The organism is Enterococcus sp. VV15 (genome assembly GCF_005236045.1).
In the GTDB taxonomy this organism is placed as follows: Bacteria; Bacillota; Bacilli; order Lactobacillales; family Enterococcaceae; genus Enterococcus_B; species Enterococcus_B durans.
Genome location: NZ_QPTY01000007.1, coordinates 58,084 through 81,435, shown reverse-complemented (window position 1 = coordinate 81,435; position 23,352 = coordinate 58,084). Strand labels below are relative to the sequence as shown.

Annotated in this window: 22 protein-coding genes; 5 read left to right on the top strand and 17 right to left on the bottom strand. The window is 37.5% G+C overall.

The window, feature by feature from the left end; translation table 11 throughout:
- Window positions 1-95: 95 nt before the first annotated feature.
- From DVW83_RS04530 to fabT, 3 genes are read right to left on the bottom strand one after another with little or no spacing between them, the layout of a single operon-like run.
- A complete protein-coding gene (locus DVW83_RS04530) occupies window positions 96-320 on the bottom strand; it encodes an acyl carrier protein (protein WP_104661236.1) in 225 nt (74 codons plus the stop codon).
- A 49-nt stretch (window positions 321-369) separates the two neighbouring features.
- The gene (locus DVW83_RS04525) at window positions 370-1,332 is read right to left on the bottom strand and encodes a beta-ketoacyl-ACP synthase III (protein ID WP_104661235.1); all 963 of its coding nucleotides are present in this window, start codon (window positions 1,330-1,332) and stop codon (window positions 370-372) included.
- A 9-nt stretch (window positions 1,333-1,341) separates the two neighbouring features.
- Window positions 1,342-1,782 carry a fatty acid biosynthesis transcriptional regulator FabT gene (gene fabT / locus DVW83_RS04520; protein WP_104661234.1) on the bottom strand — a complete coding sequence of 147 codons (441 nt, stop codon included), beginning with the start codon at window positions 1,780-1,782 and terminating at the stop codon, window positions 1,342-1,344.
- 348 nt (window positions 1,783-2,130) lie between these two features.
- Here fabT and DVW83_RS04515 point away from each other — a divergent pair, with 348 nt between their 5' ends.
- The gene (locus DVW83_RS04515; RefSeq protein ID WP_174784255.1) at window positions 2,131-3,042 is read left to right on the top strand and encodes a GIY-YIG nuclease family protein; all 912 of its coding nucleotides are present in this window, start codon (window positions 2,131-2,133) and stop codon (window positions 3,040-3,042) included.
- A 141-nt stretch (window positions 3,043-3,183) separates the two neighbouring features.
- Here the strand turns inward: DVW83_RS04515 and DVW83_RS04510 are convergent, their stop codons facing one another.
- The 6 genes from DVW83_RS04510 to DVW83_RS04485 all read right to left on the bottom strand — a co-directional run bounded on the left by DVW83_RS04510 (window position 3,184) and on the right by DVW83_RS04485 (window position 9,122).
- Window positions 3,184-3,414, bottom strand: a complete 231-nt coding sequence (locus DVW83_RS04510; RefSeq protein ID WP_005876296.1) for a YkuJ family protein — start codon at window positions 3,412-3,414, stop codon at window positions 3,184-3,186.
- 85 nt (window positions 3,415-3,499) lie between these two features.
- Window positions 3,500-4,387, bottom strand: coding sequence for an NAD(P)-dependent oxidoreductase (locus tag DVW83_RS04505; protein WP_104661232.1), 888 nt, complete (start codon window positions 4,385-4,387; stop codon window positions 3,500-3,502).
- A gap of 86 nt (window positions 4,388-4,473) precedes the next feature.
- On the bottom strand, window positions 4,474-5,694 hold the full coding sequence (locus tag DVW83_RS04500; RefSeq protein WP_104661231.1) for a glycosyltransferase family 4 protein: 1,221 nt from the start codon (window positions 5,692-5,694) through the stop codon (window positions 4,474-4,476).
- 44 nt (window positions 5,695-5,738) lie between these two features.
- The gene (locus tag DVW83_RS04495; protein ID WP_005876302.1) at window positions 5,739-6,743 is read right to left on the bottom strand and encodes a glycosyltransferase family 4 protein; all 1,005 of its coding nucleotides are present in this window, start codon (window positions 6,741-6,743) and stop codon (window positions 5,739-5,741) included.
- Between the two features lie 385 nt (window positions 6,744-7,128).
- Window positions 7,129-8,856 carry a phosphoenolpyruvate--protein phosphotransferase gene (ptsP, locus tag DVW83_RS04490; RefSeq protein WP_137239079.1) on the bottom strand — a complete coding sequence of 576 codons (1,728 nt, stop codon included), beginning with the start codon at window positions 8,854-8,856 and terminating at the stop codon, window positions 7,129-7,131.
- On the bottom strand, window positions 8,856-9,122 hold the full coding sequence (locus DVW83_RS04485) for a phosphocarrier protein HPr (RefSeq protein ID WP_002287602.1): 267 nt from the start codon (window positions 9,120-9,122) through the stop codon (window positions 8,856-8,858). Before DVW83_RS04485 ends, ptsP begins: the two co-directional genes overlap by 1 nt.
- A gap of 516 nt (window positions 9,123-9,638) precedes the next feature.
- Between DVW83_RS04485 and DVW83_RS04480 the strand changes: the two genes are divergently transcribed.
- Both DVW83_RS04480 and DVW83_RS04475 read left to right on the top strand, forming a co-directional pair.
- Window positions 9,639-11,867: an ATP-dependent Clp protease ATP-binding subunit gene (locus DVW83_RS04480; protein WP_104661291.1), complete on the top strand. Its 2,229-nt coding sequence runs from the start codon at window positions 9,639-9,641 to the stop codon at window positions 11,865-11,867.
- Between the two features lie 299 nt (window positions 11,868-12,166).
- Window positions 12,167-12,487 (top strand): DUF1827 family protein, encoded by a 321-nt coding sequence (locus DVW83_RS04475; RefSeq protein WP_005876308.1) that lies wholly within the window; start codon window positions 12,167-12,169, stop codon window positions 12,485-12,487.
- 42 nt (window positions 12,488-12,529) lie between these two features.
- Here DVW83_RS04475 and DVW83_RS04470 read toward each other — a convergent pair whose 3' ends face one another.
- From DVW83_RS04470 to DVW83_RS04455, 4 genes are all read right to left on the bottom strand, one after another.
- A complete protein-coding gene (locus tag DVW83_RS04470) occupies window positions 12,530-12,775 on the bottom strand; it encodes a hypothetical protein (RefSeq protein WP_104661290.1) in 246 nt (81 codons plus the stop codon).
- 81 nt (window positions 12,776-12,856) lie between these two features.
- Complete coding sequence (locus DVW83_RS04465) at window positions 12,857-14,437, bottom strand: peptide chain release factor 3 (RefSeq protein WP_005876313.1); 1,581 nt, start codon at window positions 14,435-14,437, stop codon at window positions 12,857-12,859.
- Window positions 14,438-14,816: 379 nt separating this feature from the next.
- The gene (locus DVW83_RS04460) at window positions 14,817-16,193 is read right to left on the bottom strand and encodes a hemolysin family protein (protein WP_104661356.1); all 1,377 of its coding nucleotides are present in this window, start codon (window positions 16,191-16,193) and stop codon (window positions 14,817-14,819) included.
- 160 nt (window positions 16,194-16,353) lie between these two features.
- Window positions 16,354-17,472, bottom strand: coding sequence for an AI-2E family transporter (locus tag DVW83_RS04455; protein WP_104661355.1), 1,119 nt, complete (start codon window positions 17,470-17,472; stop codon window positions 16,354-16,356).
- Window positions 17,473-17,615: 143 nt separating this feature from the next.
- Here DVW83_RS04455 and DVW83_RS04450 point away from each other — a divergent pair, with 143 nt between their 5' ends.
- A complete protein-coding gene (locus DVW83_RS04450; RefSeq protein ID WP_104661354.1) occupies window positions 17,616-18,050 on the top strand; it encodes a GNAT family N-acetyltransferase in 435 nt (144 codons plus the stop codon).
- A 71-nt stretch (window positions 18,051-18,121) separates the two neighbouring features.
- Here DVW83_RS04450 and ntdP read toward each other — a convergent pair whose 3' ends face one another.
- The 3 genes from ntdP to recX all read right to left on the bottom strand — a co-directional run bounded on the left by ntdP (window position 18,122) and on the right by recX (window position 20,723).
- Window positions 18,122-18,655 carry a nucleoside tri-diphosphate phosphatase gene (gene ntdP, locus DVW83_RS04445; RefSeq protein WP_005876322.1) on the bottom strand — a complete coding sequence of 178 codons (534 nt, stop codon included), beginning with the start codon at window positions 18,653-18,655 and terminating at the stop codon, window positions 18,122-18,124.
- 93 nt (window positions 18,656-18,748) lie between these two features.
- A complete protein-coding gene (gene mutY / locus DVW83_RS04440) occupies window positions 18,749-19,933 on the bottom strand; it encodes an A/G-specific adenine glycosylase (RefSeq protein WP_104661353.1) in 1,185 nt (394 codons plus the stop codon).
- A complete protein-coding gene (gene recX, locus DVW83_RS04435) occupies window positions 19,926-20,723 on the bottom strand; it encodes a recombination regulator RecX (RefSeq protein WP_104661352.1) in 798 nt (265 codons plus the stop codon). The genes mutY and recX overlap by 8 nt, the downstream gene beginning before the upstream one ends.
- Window positions 20,724-20,832: 109 nt before the next feature.
- Between recX and rlmD the strand changes: the two genes are divergently transcribed.
- Entirely contained in the window at window positions 20,833-22,209 is a 1,377-nt protein-coding gene (gene rlmD, locus DVW83_RS04430; protein ID WP_104661351.1) for a 23S rRNA (uracil(1939)-C(5))-methyltransferase RlmD, read from the top strand.
- A gap of 239 nt (window positions 22,210-22,448) precedes the next feature.
- Here rlmD and DVW83_RS04425 read toward each other — a convergent pair whose 3' ends face one another.
- On the bottom strand, window positions 22,449-23,138 hold the full coding sequence (locus DVW83_RS04425; RefSeq protein ID WP_137239077.1) for a YcjF family protein: 690 nt from the start codon (window positions 23,136-23,138) through the stop codon (window positions 22,449-22,451).
- Window positions 23,139-23,352: the final 214 nt, after the last annotated feature.

Below are 23,352 nucleotides of genomic sequence, written 5' to 3'. Positions count from 1 at the left end.
CATTAGTTTTAGGATTAGTGATGCGACTATTTAGTAAAAAAGACCAAGACATCCTATAAAAGGAAATGTCCCAGCCCCCAACCTAATCTCAATGATTATGCAGTTTGATTTTCAACATAAGTTACTAAATCTTGAACGGTTTTGATGCCGTCTTCTGTTTCGATCTTCACATCAAATTCATCTTCGATCTCGTTAATGATTTGGAATAAATCCAAGCTATCTGCTTCTAAGTCTTCTTGGATATTTGTTGTTAATTTGATTTCTTCAGTTTCTTTTCCTAATTCTTCAGCAATGATTTCTTGAATTTTTTCGAATACCATAATCTATATTCCTCCGATATTGTTTACAATTTTTTTATGTTTTATCAGTTTACAGCTCCATGAGGATGCTTCCCCAAGTTAAACCTCCACCGTAACCTGTAAATACTACTTTTTGTTTTTTTCCTAAAGTGATTCTTCCACTAGTTACCGCTTCATCTAATAGGATTGGAATACTTGCAGCAGAGGTATTGCCGTATTTATCCATATTTGTCAGAAATTTTTCTTGCGGTATTTTTACTTTTCGTGCAATCTTTTCAATGATCCTAAGATTTGCTTGATGCAAAAGCAGATAATCAACTGGCTCATCTTTGATGATTACTTTAATGTTTTTCGCAACGTCTCTGACAGCAAAATCAAAGATATCTCTTCCCACCATCTTTAAATAGAAAGAACCTTCTGAACCTTCTGTATAAATCGGCGAAGCATTGTGATGATAGCCTGCAGTAAGTGAAGCCCCCCGCGTACCATCAGCAGCTAAGTGTTCAGACAATAATTTTTGCTCGTTTCCAGCTTCAAGCAACACACCACCTGCACCATCTCCAAACAAAACAGCTGTTGTACGGTCAGACCAATCAATTAATTTTGATAATGTCTCACCACCGATGACGAGACCTTTTTTGGAGCCACATCGAATCAGCTTTTCCGCTAGACTCAATGCGTAAACAAATCCAGAGCAAGCTGCACTGATATCAAATGCGACAGCTGTCATTGCACCGATCTTCCCCTGTACCTGAACAGCGACAGAGGGTGTCGCATAATCCGGCGACATGGTTGCAACAATGATAAAATCAAGTTCGCTCGCAGCGGTATTTCTTTTTTTCAGTAATTTTTCTGCTACCAAATAGCATAGATCAGAAGTTTCTTGATCTGTGACACAACGTCTTTGCCTAATACCCGTTCGAGATGTGATCCATTCATCTGATGTATCCATCATTTTAGACAGATCCTCATTGGTAATGATTTTTTCGGGAAGGACACTAGCGGTTGCTGTAATCGTTCCAAATTGTTCCATTAAAAATCCTCACTTGTAGTCTCGCAAAAAATCATGCAAGTTTTTCAACGCAGCCAGTAAAGCATGTTGTTCTTCCGTAGCCATACCATCCAAAATATTCTCGACCATTTCTCGATGAAAATGTTGGTGGACACGATACAAAAGTTTCCCTTTTTTCGTCAACCCAAGTTTTACAACGCGGCGGTCATCGTCACTTCGGATGCGTTCAACATAGCCTTTTTTTACTAACTTATTGATAGCAGTGGTCAAGGTCCCAACAGTAATCGACAGTTCTTTGGCTACTTCTGAAGTCGTTTTTTTCTTATACATCCCGATTGCCTCAATCGTATGCATTTCTGTGATCGATAAATCTTTAAACTGAGATTTTTTCAACTCTGATTCTTCGATTGTCAAGATGTCATTGAACACACTAACGAGATAATCATTCACTGTTTTTAAATCTGGTTCCATGTTCCACCATCCACTAATTAGTTTGATTATCAAATCATTTGATGTTCAAACTATATCTTAACTTTTTTCAAAATGCAACCTTAAAAAACGAATTTTTTATTTTATGATATTTTTTTAATCTTCTCCTAATTTATTAATGTTGATAAAACAGCATTTGCGATTGCTATTATTAAATAGATATACAAATAAAATTAATTTGATTATCAAAGTATTTTTATAGATTTATTTATATTTAAACTTAAAAGTTGTCGCTATACCTGAAATTTGCTATAGTAGCTTTGAAAAAAAGGAGATACGCTCTTGAAAGAAAAAGTAAAACAACTGCCGTTATTACCCGGTGTTTATTTAATGAAAAATAAAGAAGGTTCCGTTATCTATGTTGGAAAAGCAAAAAAATTAAAAAATCGCGTAAGTACGTACTTTCACAAAAATCAGCAACATTCAAAAAAAGTCCGTCGTCTGATCCATCATATCGATGATTTTGATTTTGTCGTGGTAGACACAGAATTAGATGCTCTATTATTAGAGTGCCAACTGATTCAGTATTACCGCCCCTTTTACAACCGACAAATGAATTATTTCAGTAATTATAATTATTTACATATTTCGGACGAAGGCTTCAGTCTTTCGGATGTGCCACTTGCTCACACTTATGGGCCTTTTCGATTATATAAGAAAATGCCGATCATTTTAAGGATCATTGAAGAAACCTATCAAATGCCTTGGCTTTCCGAAATCAGTCGCTTAGCTTTGCAGACCCAACTTCCAGAGGTTGCACAGCTTTCTTATCTGCAAAAGAAAAAAGAGATCCAAGGACTGCTTCAAGGAAGAAATAAAAAACTATTGACTTACCAAAAACTTAGACAAGACCACTTTATCCAACAGTTGAATTTTGAAAAAGCGGCAGTGCTCCAACGCGAGATCGAATTGACCTCTTATTTTATCCAAAAGATAAAAGGGCAGAAAAAATTTTTGCGGACACCTGAAATATCTTTCAGCTTACCTCTAGCAATAGATGACACTAGGCGAAAACACTACTTGATCTGTTACGGACAGCTTGCAGATACAGTGATTACCAAAGCAGATGAGGCTCCTCACTTTTATTATGAAAAAGGCGAAAAGACACTAGCATTAAAGCGTCAATTATCAAAAGACGAAATTGACCCTGTGCTTATCTTGATGAGTTACTATAGAAGAATTCAGAGAGAAACGAGTCTAGAGTCAAAAAAACAGAGAAGAATTCCTAAAATGAATGATTAGGAATCTTCTCTATTTTTTATCTCTTACTATTCTGATCGAAATCTAGCAAACAAAATACAGATCAGTGCTTGAAGAGAAGTACTTTGTATTGATTCTTCTAAAAAATAAGCAGAGGCCAACTCCTTGTCCTCAAGCAAACTCTTATTGAATCAAGTCATAAATCTCCATTGCTACGATATCGATATTGTCAAATTCATATTGTTGATGTGAATCTGTTTCAGTTAATTCAAATGTTTCAGTCGCTTTATCATAAGTTACTGTACATTTTTCAGCGCCCTCTTTTTCAAAACGACGGACTTGCAGTTCATTATCTGCTGATTCGACCATAGCCTCCAGTCGTTTAATGATTGCAACCAATTGTGAATGTGCCATCGGAGGTCCTCCTTTTCTTATTTCTGTTATATTGTATCAAAAGCATGGCCGACTTGCATTGATTTTCTCTAAAAAATCGAGTTTTTTAAGATTTTTTTTCTGGTATCTTTCCATCAGGCCACCAAAGTTTAATCAAAGCCTGCGTCCCATCATTTTCAAAACCTTGATCAGCTAACTGTTCGTATAATTTCAGCGCTTGGTCCGTCGCTGGCAATGTTAAAGAAAGTTTCTCTGCTTCATCCAAAGCAATTTTTAAATCTTTGATAAAATGTTTGACAAAGAAACCAGGTGTATAATCGTTTTTCAGGATGCGAGGAGAATAGTTACTTAATGACCAATTGGCTGCGCTGCCCCCTCCAAGTGTTTCAATGACTTTTTCTAGATCAAGATCGGCTTTTTCCGCATAAACCAACATTTCCGTCATACCTGTCATTGTTCCTGCGATCATGATCTGATTTGCCATTTTAGTATGCTGCCCTTTACCTGCTGACCCATGAAGCGTGAAGGTCGTTCCAAAGACTTGAAATAGTGGCAAAATTTTATCATATACCTCTTTTTCTCCACCGACCATGATCGTTAATGTCGCATTTTTAGCACCTAGATCTCCACCAGATACTGGAGCATCTAGCGCAGCTGCTCCTTTTTCTTTGGCAGTTTTTGCAATTTTTTCTGCTAAAGTCGGTGTACTTGTTGTCAAATCGACTAAGACACGTTTCGTCACATCAGTAGCAAAAATGCCAGTATCCCCATAGTAGATTTCTTCTACATCTTGAGGATAGCCTACCATCGAAAAGATGACTTCACTAGTAGCAGCTACATCTCTTGGCGTGTCTGCCCAAACAGCTCCCTCTTTTACAAGCTGATCTGCTTTTGCTTTTGTTCGATTATAGACAATCAACTCATGCCCAGCTTCTAGCAGATGACGCACGATCGCACTCCCCATTACTCCGGTACCAATAAATCCAATTTTCATCCTTTACCTCCTAAAAATCAAAAATCCTTGTCTCTATGCTAGTATACGCCAGAAACAAGGATTTTTTTAGAGTAAACGCCTGATTTTTATCGTTTAAACGAATTTAATTTTATTTTTATTCTTTCGATTGATGCTTCTTCTTTTCTTTGTAATTCATTTGCATGATAGACGATCATATCTTCATAAAATTCAATCATCGCTTCACCAAAGTGCGTAGAAGAAATTTCATATAATTTCGATTCCAATACTTGTGGATCATGGGGTACTTCGCTTTTAATATAATCAATAAGTGCTGGTGCGAAATCCTGATCCGTTTCAAAGGTTCTACCCAAAGAAGGATGGTCAAACAAGCGATTTAAGTAAGCATTTCCTTCCACAACACAAGGTGTCCCAGCAGCCATAGCTTCTGTATACGTTAGTCCTTGTGTTTCTGAAGTTGATGTACTTACAAAGAAATCCGCCGCTTTATAGTATAAAGCAACATCATCATTTGCCACTTCTCCAGTAAATTGGACATATTCACTCAAATCAAGCATAGTAATCAATTCCTGTAGCTCTTCCAGATAAGGTCCTTTGCCAACGATCACCATGCGTGCATTAGGATATGCTTTGATTATTTGTGGCAATCCATAAACTAACGCTTGAATGTTTTTTTCATAGGAAATCCGACTCAACGAGAGGATCATTAGTTGATCCTTTTCGATGTGCAAGGATTGCCTTAATTTTTCGATATCTTTATTCGTGATATCGGCACGCTTAAATTTTTCAATATCAATCCCCGTTGGAATCACACGTAATGGTGTCACGACACCATAGCCTCTTAACGTGTCGATTACCCGCTCACTTGGACAAACAACACCTGTTGTGTGATTAGCGAACAACCGTGAGAGATACTTCACATGGGACTGGCGAAGCACTTTACCTTTTGCGATATAGTGCAAGTAGTCCTCATACATCGTGTGGTACGTATGGATCAAAGGTATTTTTAATTTCTTGGCGACCATTTTCCCAAGTATTCCAGCACCAAACTCTGTGTGTGTATGGATCAGTTCCAATTCTAATTCTTTAGCTACCAAATAGGCATACCACATTCCTCTCACTACTACACGACGATCCTTAAATGAAACAAACGGCACACTTGGCATCCTGATCACATCTTTTTCTAATTTATCAGCATTTGGATCAGTCGTTGTAAAAATATATACCTCATGTCCATTTTTTTCTAGCTCTTCTTTTAAGGTTTTTATTGAGGTCGCAACTCCGCTTACCTGCGGAAAATAGGTATCGGTAAAAAAGCCAATTTTCATGTTTTTTCGCCTCCAAACTACCCTGTTTTTATTTTAGATTAATGTTATTCATCAAGTACTTGCAGATAAACATTTCGAAGTTGCTCACCAATTTTTTCGATACTGCGCTCTTGGGCTGTCTGATACCCGGCTTCTACCAAACTAGGAACTTCTTCTTCCATGATACTTTTGATCATCTCGCAAAATTCATCATTCGTATTTCCCATATAACAATTTTTTCTGTCTTCTAACCAACCATTATACACCGGAATGTCTCGTACGAGAACATTTTGTTTGCTTGCTAGTGCTTCTAAAACGACGATTCCTTCAGTTTCTTCATAAGAAGGAAAGAAAAATAAATCTGCACCAGAATAAGCCCCTTCAATAATCTCCCCGCTGATGTATCCAGGAAAAATCACATTGTCAGGATGATCCTCTTTGACAATTTTTCGAATATTTTTAGGGATCGAATACATGGGCACATGTCCAAACCAGATGAATGTATATTCTGGCATTTTTTTAGCAATATCGACAAAATCAATGATGCCTTTACGGGCAAAGAAAAGCCCGACACAAATGATCACTTTTTGATTTTCAGAAAGCTGAAAATGTTCACGGAATTTTAATTCCTTGATTGGATCAGGACGATATTTTTCTAAATCGATTCCATTTGAAATTGCTTGAATCGGTACAGTAAGTCCATAGCCTTCCAATAATTGCTTTGAATAAGGAGTGGGCGTAATCAAGTAATCCGCTTTACTGTATAATCCCACTAAGTATTTTTTGACTAGGGGCGACAATTGATTTGAGCCAATAAACGAGTTACGGAAATCTTCTTCCGTCGAGTGTGCATGATAAACGATTTTTTTCCCATCTCTTCTCGCCTGATTAACCATGTTATGACTATTGATACCATATGTATTGATGTGCAAAATATCATAGTCTTCCTTATTATCTAATGTATACGAAACTCCTACATCTTTTAGAGCACGTTTTTGATGGTCAAGTGCACGTCCGATACCAGATTTTGCCAGCATTTTTTCACTTTCAAAATATAATAATACCTTCAATTTACGTCCTCCTTCACTTATATAGTATAACATAGCACGGAAACTGTCACTCAAACTTAAGCCCTATTTTTAAAAGGTTCAGTAAATAACGCGTTATTTGCTTATTTTAATCAGCTATTGACTACTATTCCAAAAATCTAGATGACTTGTTGATGTCTATCTGTAATAATCACAGGATTCTCTCAAATCATGAAAAAAGAGCATGGGGCAAAAGTAAGAAATACTTTTGCCTCACGCTCTAAAAAATGAATAATCGGCGGGAGCAGAAGCAACTCCTTTGGAAAATAAGCCGAAATTCACAAAAATTTGAAAAGCAATTTCCGTGAATCGCTTCTTATTTCTCGGAGTTGAATACTTCTGTTCCGGCCTCTTTTTGCTAGCTTGTTTATTTTACGTATTCGTTAACAAGTTCAACGACTTCTTCCATTGTGTCGCACTCTTTCAAAGCACGATCAGCAAGTTCAGCCATCTTCGTTGTATCTAAACGTTTCATTAAACTACGTGTTTTTAAGATAGATGTCGCACTCATTGAGAACTCATCTAATCCCATACCTACAAGTAAAGGAACAGCGGTTTGATCTCCAGCCATTTCTCCACACATACCAGCCCATTTACCTTCAGCATGTGCTGCGTCAATCACGTTTTTGATCAAACGTAAAATTGAAGGGTTATAAGGTTGGTACAAGTAAGATACACGTTCGTTCATACGGTCAGCTGCCATTGTATATTGAATCAAGTCATTCGTACCTACTGAGAAAAAGTCAACTTCCTTCGCAAACTTATCTGCTAAGACAGCTGCTGCAGGGATTTCAATCATGATGCCGACTTGGATCGTATCAGATACTTCCACGCCTTCGCTCACTAATTTTTGTTTTTCTTCTTCAAAGATTGCTTTCGCTGCACGGAATTCTTTAAGAGTCGCTACCATTGGGAACATGATGCGTAATTTTCCATGAACAGATGCACGTAACAATGCACGCATTTGTGTACGGAACATTTCGTCACCTAATTCAGACAAGCTGATACGTAGCGCACGATAGCCTAAGAACGGATTCATTTCATGAGGTAATTGCAGATAAGGTAATTCTTTATCGCCACCAATATCCATTGTACGAACAACGACTGGTTTACCATCCATTCCTTCAAGAACCGCTTTATACGCTTCATATTGATCATCTTCAGTAGGGAAGTCAGGAGAATCCATGTACAAGAATTCTGTACGGTAAAGTCCTACTGCTTCACCACCATTGTTGTGAACACCAACTAAATCTTTTGGTGTACCAATGTTTGCAGCTAACTCAAAATGCTTGCCATCAGCTGTAACTGTTTCAGCATTTTTTAGTTTGTCCCATTCTGCTTTTTGAGCAGCGTAATCAGCACCGATTTTTTCAAATTCAGCTTTTTGTTCGTCAGTTGGGTGAACGATTACATCGCCTTCGATCCCATTGACAGCCAAAATGTCGCCTTCTTTGACTTTAGCAGTGATTTCTTTTATTCCAACAATTGCTGGAATTTCTAAAGAACGAGCCATGATGGCAGAATGTGAAGTACGTCCGCCGATATCAGTTACAAACGCTTTAACATATTTGCGGTCTAATTGCGCTGTATCACTAGGAGTCAAATCATGTGCAACAACGATCACTTCTTCGTTGATCATTGATGGATTTGGTAATGTTACTCCTAATAGATGTGCTAAAATACGTTTTGCAACATCACGAATGTCTGCCGCACGTTCTTTCATATATGCGTTGTCTTCCATCGCTTCGAACATACCAATATACATATCAGTAACTTCTTTTAGCGCTGATTCAGCGTTTACACTGTTATCTTTGATATTTTGTTTGATTTGGCCAACCATTTCTGGATCTGAAAGAACCATCAAATGAGCGTCAAATACTTGCGCTTCTGCTTCACCTAAGCTTTGCGCTGCTTTTTCACGAATTTGCTGCAATTCTTCAGTAGATTTAGCTAAAGCATCATCTAAACGAGATTCTTCGGCAGAAGTATCTTCTACTGTTGTCTTACTGAATGTTAAATCCGGTTGAACTAGCAGGTAAGCTTTTGCAACGGCAACTCCGTCACTAGCGGCAATCCCTTTTAGCATTTCAACCATTATTCAGATAATCCTTCTTTCTTCATTGTTTCAACGATTGCTGCCATTGCATCCGCTTCGTCAGCACCTTCAGCTGTGATAGTAACGTCAGAACCTTGGCCTACACCTAAAGACATAACGCCCATGATAGATTTCAAGTTTACTGATTTACCTTTATACTCTAAGTTTACATCAGAGTTAAATTTGCTTGCTGTTTGTACTAATAATGTAGCTGGACGTGCGTGGATCCCAGTTTCTGCTACTACGTGAAATTCTTTCTTTTCCATATTAATCGGTCTCCTTTAAGTGAGTGTTGTTTTTATGTGAGGGTTTTCTTTTTTAGCATTCATTAGGAACGCTAAGAAGTAGTACCCTTTCATCTGTAAAGATTACCATTTTTTGCCGACAGATACAACAGTTTTCATTTAAATTCACTCAAAAGTGTATAAAAATATTACATATGGTTTTTAAAAATGACAGCGGATATCATGACATCAATAAGGGCTATGCGTTCACTCTAACCATGGAAATAATTTTCAGAACGAATTTTAGATCGTCGTTGAATGGTGTTCTATTCCTTATTCTGTCAGCATCACTCCACTACGATTCACTTTCCTTCTCAAATCAAACTAAATACTTGCGTCGGTTAATAAATTTAGTATAATAGAACTCAAAGGTCAGGAATGGTCAACTACATTTTCCACCTTTCTTAACTACCTATAACAATGAGGGTTATTCTTTTACCTTAGCAAAAACAGGTTGTAAAATAGAAATGTAATCAACTGAAAGGACGTGAATCATTTATGCTTTGTCAAAATTGTGGTAAAAATGAAGCAACGATCCACTTATATGCAACAGTAAACGGTCAGCGAACACAGCTGGACTATTGTCAAAGTTGTTATCAAAAAATCAAAAATCAGCAAAATGGAGGTCTGACAAGTATGGCCCAAAATGATCCTTTTGGTTTTGGCAGTTTAGACGATCTATTTCGATCAATGTCACGCCAAATGCAACAACAAGGAAACATGGAACAAACACCACCAACTCAATTTGATGGAAACAACAATTTCAATGGCGGGCAACCACCTCAAGGAAATACAGATGGCTTACTCGGTGAATATGGTATCAATATCACAGAACAAGCACGTCAAGGAGACATCGATCCAGTGATCGGCAGAGATGATGAGATCAAACGGGTCATTGAGATCCTAAATCGTCGGACCAAAAACAATCCTGTATTGATTGGTGAACCAGGTGTTGGTAAAACAGCAGTAGTCGAAGGCCTTGCACAAAAAATCGTCGACGGTGATGTTCCACAAAAATTGATGGATAAAGAAGTCATTCGGTTAGATGTCGTTTCCTTAGTTCAAGGTACTGGTATCCGTGGTCAATTTGAAGAACGTATGCAAAAATTGATTGAAGAAATCAAGCAAGCAGAGAATGTGATCTTGTTTATTGATGAAGTCCATGAAATCGTTGGTGCAGGTTCTGCCGGAGATGGAAATATGGATGCTGGAAACATTTTAAAACCTGCCCTTGCCCGTGGTGAACTTCAAATGGTCGGTGCTACAACTTTAAATGAGTACCGAATCATTGAAAAAGATGCAGCATTAGAACGACGCATGCAACCAGTCCGAGTAGACGAACCTACAGTGAAGGAAACAATCAGTATCCTAAAAGGATTGCAAAAACGTTACGAAGATTATCATCATGTCAAATATACAGATGAAGCAATTGAAGCCGCTGCTATTTTATCGAATCGTTATGTCCAAGACCGATTCTTACCAGATAAGGCCATTGACTTATTAGATGAAACTGGTTCAAAGAAAAACTTAACGATCCAAATCGTTGATCCTAAAACGATCGATAAGAAGCTTCAAGAAGCAGAAGAACAAAAGACTCAAGCTTCAAAAGAAGAAGATTTCGAAAAAGCAGCTTATTATCGTGACCAAATCAACAAATTGCAAAAAATGAAAGAACGCCAATTGACAGATGAAGAAACACCTGTCATTACTGAAAAAGATATGGAAAAAATCGTCGAACAACGCACAGGTATTCCTGTCGGCGAATTAAAAGAAAAAGAACAAACACAATTGAAAAATCTTGCAAGTGATTTAAAAGCACATGTCATTGGGCAAGATAATGCAGTGGATCGAGTAGCGAAAGCCATCCGACGCAATCGTGTTGGTCTAAACAAGAAAAATCGTCCAATCGGTTCGTTCCTATTTGTAGGCCCAACTGGTGTAGGTAAAACTGAGTTAGCGAAACAATTAGCCTTTGAACTATTCGGTTCTGAGGATTCAATGATTCGTTTCGATATGTCTGAGTACATGGAAAAACATAGTGTGTCTAAATTGATTGGTTCTCCTCCAGGTTACGTTGGATACGAAGAAGCAGGCCAATTGACTGAAAAAGTTCGTCGTAATCCTTACAGCTTGATTCTCTTAGATGAAGTTGAAAAAGCACATCCTGATGTGTTGCACATGTTCTTACAGATCCTAGATGATGGCCGACTAACGGATGCACAAGGACGAACAGTCAGCTTCAAAGACACGATCATCATCATGACAAGTAATGCTGGTACTGGAAAAGTAGAAGCAAATGTTGGTTTTGGTGCAGCAAGAGAAGGTGTCACTCGCTCTGTCTTGAATCAATTGAATAACTACTTTACTCCTGAATTCTTGAACCGTTTTGATGGTATCATTGAATTCAACGCATTATCAAAAGAAAACTTGATGACGATCGTTACTCTAATGCTAGATGATGTAAACAATATGTTGGCAGCCCAACAACTACACATTGAAGTACCAACAAATGTAAAAGAAAAATTAGTCGATTTAGGATATGATCCTTCAATGGGTGCTCGCCCTCTTCGTCGAACGATCCAAGAACAGATTGAAGATGGTATTGCCGAATTCTACTTAGATCATCCAGCTATCCACGATCTAAAAGCAAAATTAGATAAAGATGGTAAAATCGTTATCACATCAAAACCAGAGCGTTTAGTCAAAGAAGAAACCGAAGTCGAATAATTCTGGTGGATTTTATCAAAACAAAAACGAGGTCGAGACAAAAGTCGTTTAGGTTTGAGAAAGTGAAGAAAAAAACGAACAATACGCTTTTTGTATTGCTCGTTTTTTTTGAAATTTCCGAAAAAGCTGACTTTCGATCGCCGTTTATTTGGAATTAGAGTCTATAGCAAAACTGATTTTTAGATTTGTCTCGACCTTTTGTTTTTTCTATAGAAATCAAAATACTGTTCATTTGATTAAAAAAAAATTATAATTAACTAAGGTTGTATCTAAAAAACTACATAAATGAGGTGAGCGCCATGAAATTTGTTAATGTAACGAATAGCCATTCACGTTTAGTATTAAATCAATTAGAGAATACCGATGCTCATATGGTAAAAGTGTATACTGCAGGAAATACGACAATTGTCTATACTGAAGCCCCTGAACATAATGAAATCTTGCTGATCAATGAAAATCGAAAAGTACAGCCAAAAGAAATTGAAGAAGTAAAAAAATATTTCTTGAAAAAAATCCATGACGCTGTGTATCATGAAGAAGAAATCAAAGTCATCGAATTAGCTGGATTAGTGGAGATTTCTATACCTAAACATCACTTGGATACTGAGTTTGCAATGTAAAGACTATTAAATAGAGCAACTCCTTGAAAGTCAGATTGACTTTCAAGGAGTTTTTGTATGTAGATGTTTCTTCATTATTCTTTTCGAAGTCGCCACACTTCTTACTTTGTTCCCTGTCGATTTTTCCGCTTCTTTTTTCACTTTCTTTTCTTTTTGGACAATTGAGCGTACTTCTCTGAGAAGCCATTCATTTTGATCCCAGTCTTCTATATCCAACATTCGGCAAAGACGTTGCATTTCTAATTTCTTTTTTGCAATCCTGTCTTTACGTTGTTCCTCTGTCTCCATAATCTTTCACCTCATCTCTTCTATTAGGTACGCAAATCAATTGTAATTCACCTAAAGAATAAAGATTTATTTATTTTTCTTTTATAATAAGCTTTTCAGTTTTACATCTGGGTATTTATCTGCGAACCAACGCTCCGCAAACTGATTCTCAAATAAGAACAATGGTTGATCAAAACGGTCACGCGCTAAGATATTACGACTTGAGCTCATTCGTTCATCTAAATCTTCAGGATCGATCCATCGAGCAATTTTATGCCCCATCGGTGACATGATGACTTCCGCATTGTACTCATTCAACATTCGGTACTGAAATACTTCAAATTGTAGTTGTCCCACTGCACCAATGATATATTCTTCAGTCAAATACGTTTTGTATAATTGGATTGCTCCTTCTTGGACCAATTGATAGATTCCTTTATGGAAAGATTTCTGTTTCATCACATTTTTGGCAGTAACTTTCATGAAAAGTTCTGGTGTAAAGGACGGTAATTCTTCATATGCAACTTTTAATTTCCCTTCATATAAAGTATCCCCTATTTGGTAATTCCCTGTATCGTAAACTCCGATGATGTCACCTGCTACAGCTTTTTCGACATTTTCACGTGAATCAGCCATAAATTGCGTCACGTTGCTCAATTTTAATTTTTTACCTGTACGCTCCAATGAAACATCCATTCCACGTTCAAATGTACCAGAACAAACGCGAACAAATGCGATGCGGTCCCGATGTGCTGGGTTCATGTTTGCTTGAATTTTAAACACGAAGCCTGAGAATTCTTCTTCGTAGGGGCTAACAGTTTGTTCGTCTTGTGTCTTGTGACTATAAGGAGATGGAGCTAGTTCCACGAATGTTTCTAGAAAAGTCTGTACACCAAAATTCGTTAACGCTGAGCCAAAGAATACTGGTGTTTGATCCCCGCGAGCAATTTTCTCTTCATTGAATGAGTCCCCTGCTTCTTTGAGCAATTCAACTTCTTCAAGTACTTGTTCATATAATGAATTTTCTGTTAGCGGATGTCCATCTGGTAGTAAGCCATCTTCATCTAACTCGATCAACCGTTCATCGTTATAGTTTTCCGGACGATAAAATTCGATACGGTTGTGATGGATATCATATAATCCTTCTAGGCCTTTCCCCATGCCGATTGGCCAATTCATTGGATAAGATTCGATATCTAACAACTCTTCTAATTCTTCTAAAAGTTCCAAAGGCTCGCGACCATCACGATCGAGTTTATTGATAAATGTAAAAATTGGAATGCCCCGTTTTTTAACAACTTTGAATAGTTTTTTTGTCTGAGCTTCGATCCCTTTTGCACTATCGATGACCATGACTGCGCTATCCACTGCCATCAATGTACGATACGTATCTTCTGAAAAATCCTCATGTCCTGGTGTATCCAGGATGTTGACTCTTTTTCCATGATAATCAAATTGCATCACTGAACTCGTAACAGAGATACCGCGTTGCTTCTCGATCTCCATCCAGTCAGATTTAGCAAAATTACCAGTCTTTTTTCCTTTAACTGTTCCTGCTTGGCGAATCGCGCCACCGAATAATAATAATTGTTCAGTAATCGTTGTTTTCCCTGCATCCGGATGGGAAATAATGGCAAAAGTACGCCGATTGTCCACTTGTTGTTTTAACTCTGGATTGTTCATAGTTTAACTCCATTCTTTCATCTTTTATTTAATGTTCCTCTAGAGTGTGGGACAAAAGTAAGAAACACTTTCGTCTCATTCTTTAAAAACGAATAAACGGTGGGAGCAGAAGCAACTCCTTCGAAAATAAACCGAAATTAACAAAAATTTGAACAGCAATTTTCGTTAATTTCTTCTTATTTCTCGGAGTTAAACACTTCTGTCCCAGCCTCTTCTTTCCACAACTAAATCAGTATAGCATGGATTAAGTGATTGAAAAAGCCATGACATCAAGATTTCTTGCGAAATTGATTTATACGTTCAAAAAAGAATAGACATGCTGCTCTTACGCAACACATCTATTCTTACAAGTCATATTACTCTTCAAACAATAACTTGCTTATCTTCTTGGTTCGTCATCTTCAAATTCTTTTCTGAAATAGCGACGTTCCTCATCAGGTTCTGCTTCCATTTCTTCTGGATCATGGAATAGCACCCGAATCTTCAATATTCTAGAACCTTCCATTTCTTGAGAAATCAACGTGATGTTGTCAACATCAAAGGACAGTTTCTCACCTTCATCAGGAATCATTCCTAAGGCTGTGATCAAGTATCCAGCCATAGTATCAACATCGCTCATGTGCAGATCACTATCAAAGGCTTCGTTGAATTCATCGATCAACATGCGTCCTTGGATAATGTATTCATGTTCATCTACTTTTTCATAAAGGTTTTCGACTTCATCTGATTCATCATCGATTTCCCCAACGATTTCTTCTAACAAGTCTTCTAATGTTGCTAAACCTACTACGCCGCCGTATTCGTCAAGCAAGATTGCCATTTGATTTTGTGTTTTCTTCATTTCATATAAAAGATCATCAATAAATATCGTTTCTGGTACAAACAATGGTTCTTGCATGATCTTTTGTAGATCTAAATGATCAAAGCCAAATTTATGTGCGGCTTTCAATAAATTCTTCGTGTGCAAGATTCCGACTACTTTATCTTTATCTTCATTATATACAGGAATCCTTGAATAATTTTCTGATAAAACTTCATTGACATTATCTTCAACGGAGTCATTGATATCGATCATAAAAGCATCTGTTCGAGGAACCATCACTTCGCGTGCAACTTTGGTATCTAAAGAAAAAACGCCCTGTAACATTTCTAATTCTTCATTGTTCAGTACGCCTTCAGTCTCCAGCATATACCGCATTTCATCTCGGGTCATTTTCGAATCTTCGTCGTCAAAAGTCATCGGTGTGATCCTTGCTAACAAACTAGTTGAAGCAGATAAAAGCCAAACGAATGGTTTAGCGACTATACCGATCGTACGAATCATTCCAGAAGTAAAATTCGCTACCTCTTCTGACTTGTTCAACGCGATACGTTTTGGATACAATTCTCCAAATACAATGGATACATAGGTCAAAATAGCTAATACAATGATGTTGGCAATGTTTTTAGCTGCCACTCCACCACCTAAGACAGGGGCTAATCGTTCTGACAGTGTATTGGCTAATGATGCACCAGATAGGATGTTGACTAATGTAATCCCTACTTGGATCGTTGACAGGAAGTTATTTGGGTTCTGCAATATTTTTAAAAGCTTTTGAGATTTGGTATCTCCTTCTTCCGCCTTTTGCTCGATTCGATTTTTATTGATCGAAACCACTGCAATCTCGGAAGCAGCTAAAAAAGCATTGATCAAAGTCAAAATGATCAGTAATAAAATTTGCGCTAACAGCGACTGACTCTCAGGGTCAGCATTCATAATCGCATTCTCTCCTTATAATTTAAAATTTTTAGTTTACGATAGAAAAAAAGCGTGACTAAAAAGATAGCCACGCTAAAATGTTATCACAAAGGCATTTCCTTTGCAATAAAAACAAATGTTTATATCAGTTACTTTCATTGTTCATTCAGAATTTACATCACAAAGTTGTTGCGATTTTTTTCTTATTTTCGTTTTGTTTATCTTCTTTGACGATCTTGATAACATAAGAAATGATCGTCTTGCAGATTGCATAAAACGGTACACCTAAGAAGATACCCATTAAACCAGCAATATTCCCTGCAACCAGTAGAACAATGATGATCGTTAATGGATGGATATTCAATGATTTACCAATCACATTTGGATAGATGATATTTCCGTCTAATTGCTGCACGATCAATACCACGACACAACAAAGCAATGCTTTAACTGGCTCGTTGAAGACTGTAACTAGAAATGCGGGAGCTAATCCTAGATAAGGCCCCAAATATGGAATCAAATTCGTTAGCCCTGCAATCACTCCGAAAAGAAACGCATAATCTACACCAAGAATCATATACCCCAAAAACGTAAATGTCCCAACAAACAAACACTCAATTGCCTGTCCACTGATATAGTTCGCTAATGTTTTATTTAATTGCCCAAGCAATTCCATGATTTGTTCTCTTCTTTTTTCTGGAAAGAACTGTTGGATATTTGGTACTAATTTTTCACTATCCTTCAGCATATAGAACAAAACAAATGGGACTGTAATAATCACGATCGTAGCAGAAGCAATTGTTCCAACGATCGAGCCAAGACTAGTTGATACTCCGCTTAAAAATTGTTGGATGATCGTTCCATATGAAATATCTAGTTGTTCAAAATATTTATTGATATTTACTTCCTTGAAGATCGGTAAATCAGACACTTGTATCAACCAACTTTCAACCTGTTTGAGAAAATCAGGTATGTTAGAAGCTAATGAAGAAATTTGCTGTATCAAACTTGGGATGACACTCAGCAAAATCCAGATGATTGCTGCTACTAATAAAAGTAATACGATCGCGACTGCCCATACACGTTTGATTTTTGCTTTCATCAACAGTTTTACAATCGGATTCAGTAGATAATACAGAAATCCAGCAGTCAAAACTGGTGCGAATAGCGTTGAAAAGAATGTCCCAATCGGTTGAAAAATAAAATTGATTTTTGAAGAAACGAGAATCAATGTAGCTAATATGAGTAGTTCACAAGACCAAAACATTAGTTTTGATTGTTTTAATTTTTCAAACAATGTTTTTCCCCTTTCGTCTTTTTTACCAGTATATAGCATATTGGTAAAAATTTCTTTTATTCTTACTAAAATTTGATTTTTTTATCTACTTTTCAATTATTTTTCTTTAAAGTATACTAGAAAAAATGAAAGGTGGCTACAAAATGAAAGTAGTGCAAACAAAAGATACCTTGAGTACTATCTATCTCGATGCGGTTCGCATCAGAAATCAAGTGTTCGTCGTCGAGCAAGGTGTCCCCTTAACAAGAGAAATAGACAAAGACGAGGCCCATTGTGTCCATTTCGTTCTTTATTCAGATGAAAAAAAACCTTGTGGCACGGTCCGACTGCTTCCATTGGAGAATGGGAAAATGAAGTTACAACGCATGGCGATCTTAGCAGAATATCGTCACCAAGGACTAGGCAAGATTTTAGTTGAGGAAGCCGAAGCATTTTCAAAAAAGCAAGGCTACAACACGATTATACTTGGCGCTCAAGCAACAGCGGAAGCCTTTTATGAAAAATTGGGCTTTCAAGAATATGATGAACCTTTTGAAGATGCTGGCATGCCGCATGTCCATATGAAAAAAGAATTTTGACCAACCAAGTATAAAAATCACGAAAAAACAGTAAGCACAAAGACATGATCTTTGCCTTACTGTTTTTCTTTCTACTTGCGCGACAATTGCTTGTAACGGTTATACCAAATATCAATATAGCCTTCGGAGAAAGGGCCATCACCATTATTGATCCAGTCAACCAAGATCTTCACATTTTCTTTTAGGATAAAGTCGATATCATTTGGATAATTCATCATTTGGCTATGCATCTCATATTCATCGACATCTAGTAATCGTTTTTCACCATCAGGAAAAACTTTGATATCTAAATCATAATCAATATACTTTAGTGCCTCATCGTCCAGCAAAAAAGGTGAAGCTAGATTACAATAATAGGAAACCCCCTTTTCTCGAATCATTGCTATTACATTGAACCAGTATTTTTTGTGAAAATAAACGATTGCTGGTTCTCGAGTTACCCAACGCCGGCCATCAGACTCTGTTACAAGAGTGTGATCATTAACACCGATCATTGAATGCTCACTTGTTTTTAATACCATGGTATCACGCCACGTTCGATGCAATTTGCCGTCATGTTTATAACTTTGGATCGTTACAAACTCGCCTTCTTTTGGGACTCCCATAGCAACCCTTCCTTACGCAGCATCTCATGCTTTGTGTTTGGGTGTTCATTACACCGACATCGTAATTATTATATCAATAAAAAAGTGCTTTGCCTAGAAAGGATTACTATTGTTTCGATTTTTCTCAAGTTGTTCCAACAATTTGACTTGAACTTTCGGAAAAGAAACGTCATTAAAACTATTGGGATTTAACCAGCGTGCGTTTTTCGTTTCACTTAGTACATTTTCTGAATGCGCGGGTATACGACCATAGAAAAGAAGCACATGCCATTTCAAATGGCTGAAAAGATGGGTTACTTCTCCCAAATGACGCTTTTGCCAAATCAGCTCATCAGAAAAAGCAAAAGGTAGTATATGCCCTTCTTCTTCCGCCACTAGTGACTCCGCAAATAAGTCAGGTTCATATGATTGCGCCCACTCTTCTTTTAAAAGATGGTATGTTTCTTTTGTCACTTCTAGCATCGGAAATGTCCACATTTTTGCTAATAATTTTTGTGTATGCCTTTCTTCAAAATAATAGGCACCTGCTTCATTCTGGATAGCTGCACAAATATAATAAATGTCTTTTGGTTTTTCCTTTTTTGTTTTTACTGGGTACTGCTGTTGCTTTCCTTCCTGTTTTGCCAGACAAAAAGCCTGGATAGGACATTTCTCACAAAGTGGTGAGGTGGGTGTACAAATAGCTGATCCTAGATCCATCAATGCTTGATTGAACTCACCTGGATGTTTCTCATCAATGATACTTCGCATCGCTTCATCAAAGGTTTTTCTACTCGATGCTTTTGCAATATCTTCTTCAATACAAAATAGCCGACTGACCACCCTCATGACATTTCCGTCAATTGCTGGCTCAGGCAAACCAAAAGCTATACTCGAAATTGCACCAGTCGTGTATGGACCGATCCCCTTCAATTTACTTATTTCTTCCGGCGTGCGAGGCATTTCCCCGCCATATTCAGTCATGATTTGTTTTGCCGCAGTTTGGATGTTTCGGACTCTCGAATAGTAGCCAAGTCCTTCCCAAGCTTTAAGCAATTTTTCTTCTGGAGCATTTGCTAGCGATTCGATTGTGGGAAACCACTCCATAAAACGATAGAAATAATCAATCACTGTATCAACACGCGTTTGTTGAAGCATGATTTCCGAAATCCAAATTCGATAAGGATCTTGGTTGTAACGCCAAGGAAGGTTACGCTTTTCTTTTTCGTACCATTCGATAAAAATCCTTTGGAATTCTTTTTTCTGCTCACTTGTCCATTTTTCCCATTCTTTATTCACATTCTTCTTCCTTTTCCGTAATAAAACGTTGGATCATCTCTAGATCAAATCCTTTTTGATATAAACTTTGTTTGATTTTCATTTTTCTTTTTTTCGGTTCGAATCGTAAATTTTTGCGCCACAATTTTTCTCCCTGCGTTACTAAAAGATCATATTCTTGCTCCTGATCTACTTCTTGCGGCAGATTTGCTATTGCTTGTTGGATGGCTTCTTGTGTAAATCCCTTTGTTAAAAGATTTTGTTGGATCTTTCTTATAAGCTCCTTGTGGCTTTTCCCATGATTTTTATGATACAGCTTTTCCGCCACTTGCATAGCAATCGTTTGTTGATCTGTATCAGGATATTGAAACAACGCCTGTTCGATTATCTCTGGCTTCAAACCCTTTTGTTGTAATTGTTGTGCTAATTTCTTGGGCCCTTTATCACTTAACCTCACATTGGTCCGTACAAAACTTTCGCCATAAACCAAGTCATTGATCAAATCCAATTCTTTTAACCGTTCAACGATTTTATTGCGGTCTTCAAGATTGATTTCTTTTTCTTTTAAATACGTTCTGATTTCTTTTTCAGAACGCAGTTGATAACTCAAGTAATTGAGGGCTTGCTGAAAGCCAAAATCAAAGCCGCTACTCTTTCTTATCTCTTGTAGCGTTTCATCAGTCAACTCTTGACCCTTCAATAAGCGATAGCGAACTAAAATATCTTCCGATACTAGCAATGCATCTCCTTCAGATAAATCAACTTGATAAAAAGGACCCTTGCCCTTGCTGATTCTAGTAACAGTTATCATCGACTCTCTCCCTTCGAACATATATTCCTATGATACCATATAAAATCCCCATCTTTTCTTTTTATATGTTAGAATAAAGCCACACTATTAGAAAAAAAGGAAGATACTTATGACAGAAACTATTGTCAAAAATGGCCAGACCATCCCTTTGAAAATCAAGCGTTTAGGCATCAACGGTGAAGGTATCGGTTACTTTAAACGATTGATCATCTTTGTTCCTTACGCCCTTCCCAAAGAAGAAGTACTTGTGAAAATAACAAAGGCTACACCTCGTTATGCAGAAGGACAGCTTGTTAAAATCAAAAAAGAAAGTAAGGATCGGGTAGTTGCTCCATGTCCAGTCTATTATGAATGCGGTGGCTGTCAGTTACAGCATTTAGCGTACCATGCGCAACTTGACTTCAAAAAAGACTTACTTTTGCAATCTCTTGAAAAATTCAAACCAGAAGGGTTCCGTTCCTATCAACTACGCCCTACGATCGGAATGTCTGATCCTTGGCACTATCGTAACAAGGCCCAATTTCAGCTAAGAAAAAATAAAAAAACCAAAAAAATAGAAGCAGGACTGTATCAAGCAAATTCGCACAAACTTGTGCCATTGACTGATTGCTTAGTCCAAGAACCAAGAACACAAGAGGTCATGAACACAGTAGTGACCCTTTTGAATAAGTATGATCTTCCTATTTATGATGAAAGAAGCAACAGCGGCATCTTCCGAACGATCATGGTCCGAGTCGGAATCAAAACAGGCGAGTTACAAGTGGTCTTTATTACTCGAAGTCGGAAATTCCCTCAAAAAAATGCACTCATTCGTGAGATCAATCAAAGATTACCAGAAGTTGTTTCGATCATGCAAAATGTGCAACCAAATAAAACTTCTCTAGTGATGGGTGATGAAACCCTTCATTTATGGGGGAAAGAGGCAATTGAAGAGCATATCAACGAAGTGACATTTGATCTTTCTCCTCGTGCTTTCTTTCAATTAAACCCGCAGCAAACAGAAATTCTCTATGGCGAAGGAATCAAAGCATTAGCTATCCAACCAAACGAAACGATCGTTGATGCCTATTGTGGAGTAGGAACGATCGGGTTAAGTGTAGCAAAACAGGCGAAAGAGATCCGTGGAATGGATACAGTTCCTCAAGCTATCGCTGATGCCAGAAAAAACGCAGAACGTTTGGGCTATCAGAATACACGCTATGAAGTAGGAACAGCCGAAGAATTATTACCAAAATGGCTAAAAGAAGGATTTAAGCCAGATGGTATCATCGTTGATCCGCCAAGAACTGGACTTGATCCTCAATTGATCCAAGCAATCTTAGCCTATCCGCCAACTAAACTTGTCTATATTTCCTGTAACGTCTCAACACTGGCACGTGATCTTGTTGAATTAAGCAAAAAATTTCAGGTCGAGTATCTACAATCTGTTGATATGTTCCCTCAAACTGCCCGTTGTGAAGTTGTTGTAAAGCTAACAAAAAAATAGACTTAATCGAAAAAGATCGAGACAGAAGTGTTTCATCCTGAAATTAAGAAGGAGTTACTTCCACCATCTTTCGTATTAGAACGAGGTCGAAACAAAAGTCGTTTAGGTTTGAGAAATTGGAGAGAAAAACGAGGCTGGGACAGAAGTGTTTATTTCCGAAGGAGTTGCTTCTGCTCCCACCGTTTATCCGTTTTTAAAGAATGAGACAAAAGTGTTTCTTACTTTTGTCCCACGTTCGTTTATTTTTTGCTGACAGTCTTCAATGCACGAAATAAGGTTTGAAACTGTCCTTTGAATGACATGACTTGTTCAAAGATATCCTCTCCGTCATTCAACATTTTCACAGTGATCCAACCTAATGATTCTGTAATTGCACTAGCAACAGTCGCATTGATAGCAGCTCCTGTAACTGTTCCAACAGCTGGCACAAATTTCACGAGATTTCCCACCGCACTTCTGCCTAGGCTAACCACCACTAATTCTTTTGACAAACTTTTTCCAAGACTTTCAGACCATGGCTGGCCGAATAGCTTATGCAAACGAGCCATCATTGTCAACTGAACCGGAACCAATAAAAAAGCATCTGAAAATGGAATAGGAGAACACCCAATGATCGCTGCTATCAATGAAGCAGCATGAATGATACGATGGCTTTTTTTTCGAGTGATTGGATCTACCCCTTTTAAAAAATCTTCGAACACATGGTCAAATTTCACTTGATTTTTCTCCAGAATTGTTTCGGCCACTTTTTTTGATTTTTCGTACGTATTCAAAATAACCTTGGATGTCTTTTGTGGGATTTTTTTAAGTACTTCAGAGAAAAAAGAGTCAAATTCTTCTTGGTCTAATTCCTCTGAAAGTAATGGATCAACTTCCTGTTCTTTACTCTTTTCTTTACTAACTTTTGCTTTTTTCTTTAACAATCTCATCGATTGATTCCTCCTTATTACTGAAAACATTCTTCTTTATGGATTGAAAAGAAGAACACTCATTCTCTGTATATGCCAAAGGTGACCAAAAAAGGCAATTAGCTATTTTGATACATCCAAAGCTTCAATATACACACATAGTGATTTCCTATTTGTTTCTTTAAGCGAGATATTTTCCTGATGTCCGTGTAGTTCCATGATACAACAACCTGTT

What these genes read in the sequence shown, in the direction of transcription:
- DVW83_RS04530 (WP_104661236.1), bottom strand. Translation starts at nt 320, where the DNA reads ATGGTATTCGAAAAAATTCAAGAAATCATTGCTGAAGAATTAGGAAAA.
- DVW83_RS04525 (WP_104661235.1), bottom strand. Translation starts at nt 1,332, where the DNA reads ATGGAACAATTTGGAACGATTACAGCAACCGCTAGTGTCCTTCCCGAA.
- fabT (WP_104661234.1), bottom strand. Translation starts at nt 1,782, where the DNA reads ATGGAACCAGATTTAAAAACAGTGAATGATTATCTCGTTAGTGTGTTC.
- DVW83_RS04515 (WP_174784255.1), top strand. Translation starts at nt 2,131, where the DNA reads ATGAAAAATAAAGAAGGTTCCGTTATCTATGTTGGAAAAGCAAAAAAA.
- DVW83_RS04510 (WP_005876296.1), bottom strand. Translation starts at nt 3,414, where the DNA reads ATGGCACATTCACAATTGGTTGCAATCATTAAACGACTGGAGGCTATG.
- DVW83_RS04505 (WP_104661232.1), bottom strand. Translation starts at nt 4,387, where the DNA reads ATGAAAATTGGATTTATTGGTACCGGAGTAATGGGGAGTGCGATCGTG.
- DVW83_RS04500 (WP_104661231.1), bottom strand. Translation starts at nt 5,694, where the DNA reads ATGAAAATTGGCTTTTTTACCGATACCTATTTTCCGCAGGTAAGCGGA.
- ptsP (WP_137239079.1), bottom strand. Translation starts at nt 8,856, where the DNA reads ATGGTTGAAATGCTAAAAGGGATTGCCGCTAGTGACGGAGTTGCCGTT.
- DVW83_RS04485 (WP_002287602.1), bottom strand. Translation starts at nt 9,122, where the DNA reads ATGGAAAAGAAAGAATTTCACGTAGTAGCAGAAACTGGGATCCACGCA.
- DVW83_RS04480 (WP_104661291.1), top strand. Translation starts at nt 9,639, where the DNA reads ATGCTTTGTCAAAATTGTGGTAAAAATGAAGCAACGATCCACTTATAT.
- DVW83_RS04475 (WP_005876308.1), top strand. Translation starts at nt 12,167, where the DNA reads ATGAAATTTGTTAATGTAACGAATAGCCATTCACGTTTAGTATTAAAT.
- DVW83_RS04470 (WP_104661290.1), bottom strand. Translation starts at nt 12,775, where the DNA reads ATGGAGACAGAGGAACAACGTAAAGACAGGATTGCAAAAAAGAAATTA.
- DVW83_RS04465 (WP_005876313.1), bottom strand. Translation starts at nt 14,437, where the DNA reads ATGAACAATCCAGAGTTAAAACAACAAGTGGACAATCGGCGTACTTTT.
- DVW83_RS04460 (WP_104661356.1), bottom strand. Translation starts at nt 16,193, where the DNA reads ATGAATGCTGACCCTGAGAGTCAGTCGCTGTTAGCGCAAATTTTATTA.
- DVW83_RS04450 (WP_104661354.1), top strand. Translation starts at nt 17,616, where the DNA reads ATGAAAGTAGTGCAAACAAAAGATACCTTGAGTACTATCTATCTCGAT.
- ntdP (WP_005876322.1), bottom strand. Translation starts at nt 18,655, where the DNA reads ATGGGAGTCCCAAAAGAAGGCGAGTTTGTAACGATCCAAAGTTATAAA.
- recX (WP_104661352.1), bottom strand. Translation starts at nt 20,723, where the DNA reads ATGATAACTGTTACTAGAATCAGCAAGGGCAAGGGTCCTTTTTATCAA.
- rlmD (WP_104661351.1), top strand. Translation starts at nt 20,833, where the DNA reads ATGACAGAAACTATTGTCAAAAATGGCCAGACCATCCCTTTGAAAATC.
- DVW83_RS04425 (WP_137239077.1), bottom strand. Translation starts at nt 23,138, where the DNA reads ATGAGATTGTTAAAGAAAAAAGCAAAAGTTAGTAAAGAAAAGAGTAAA.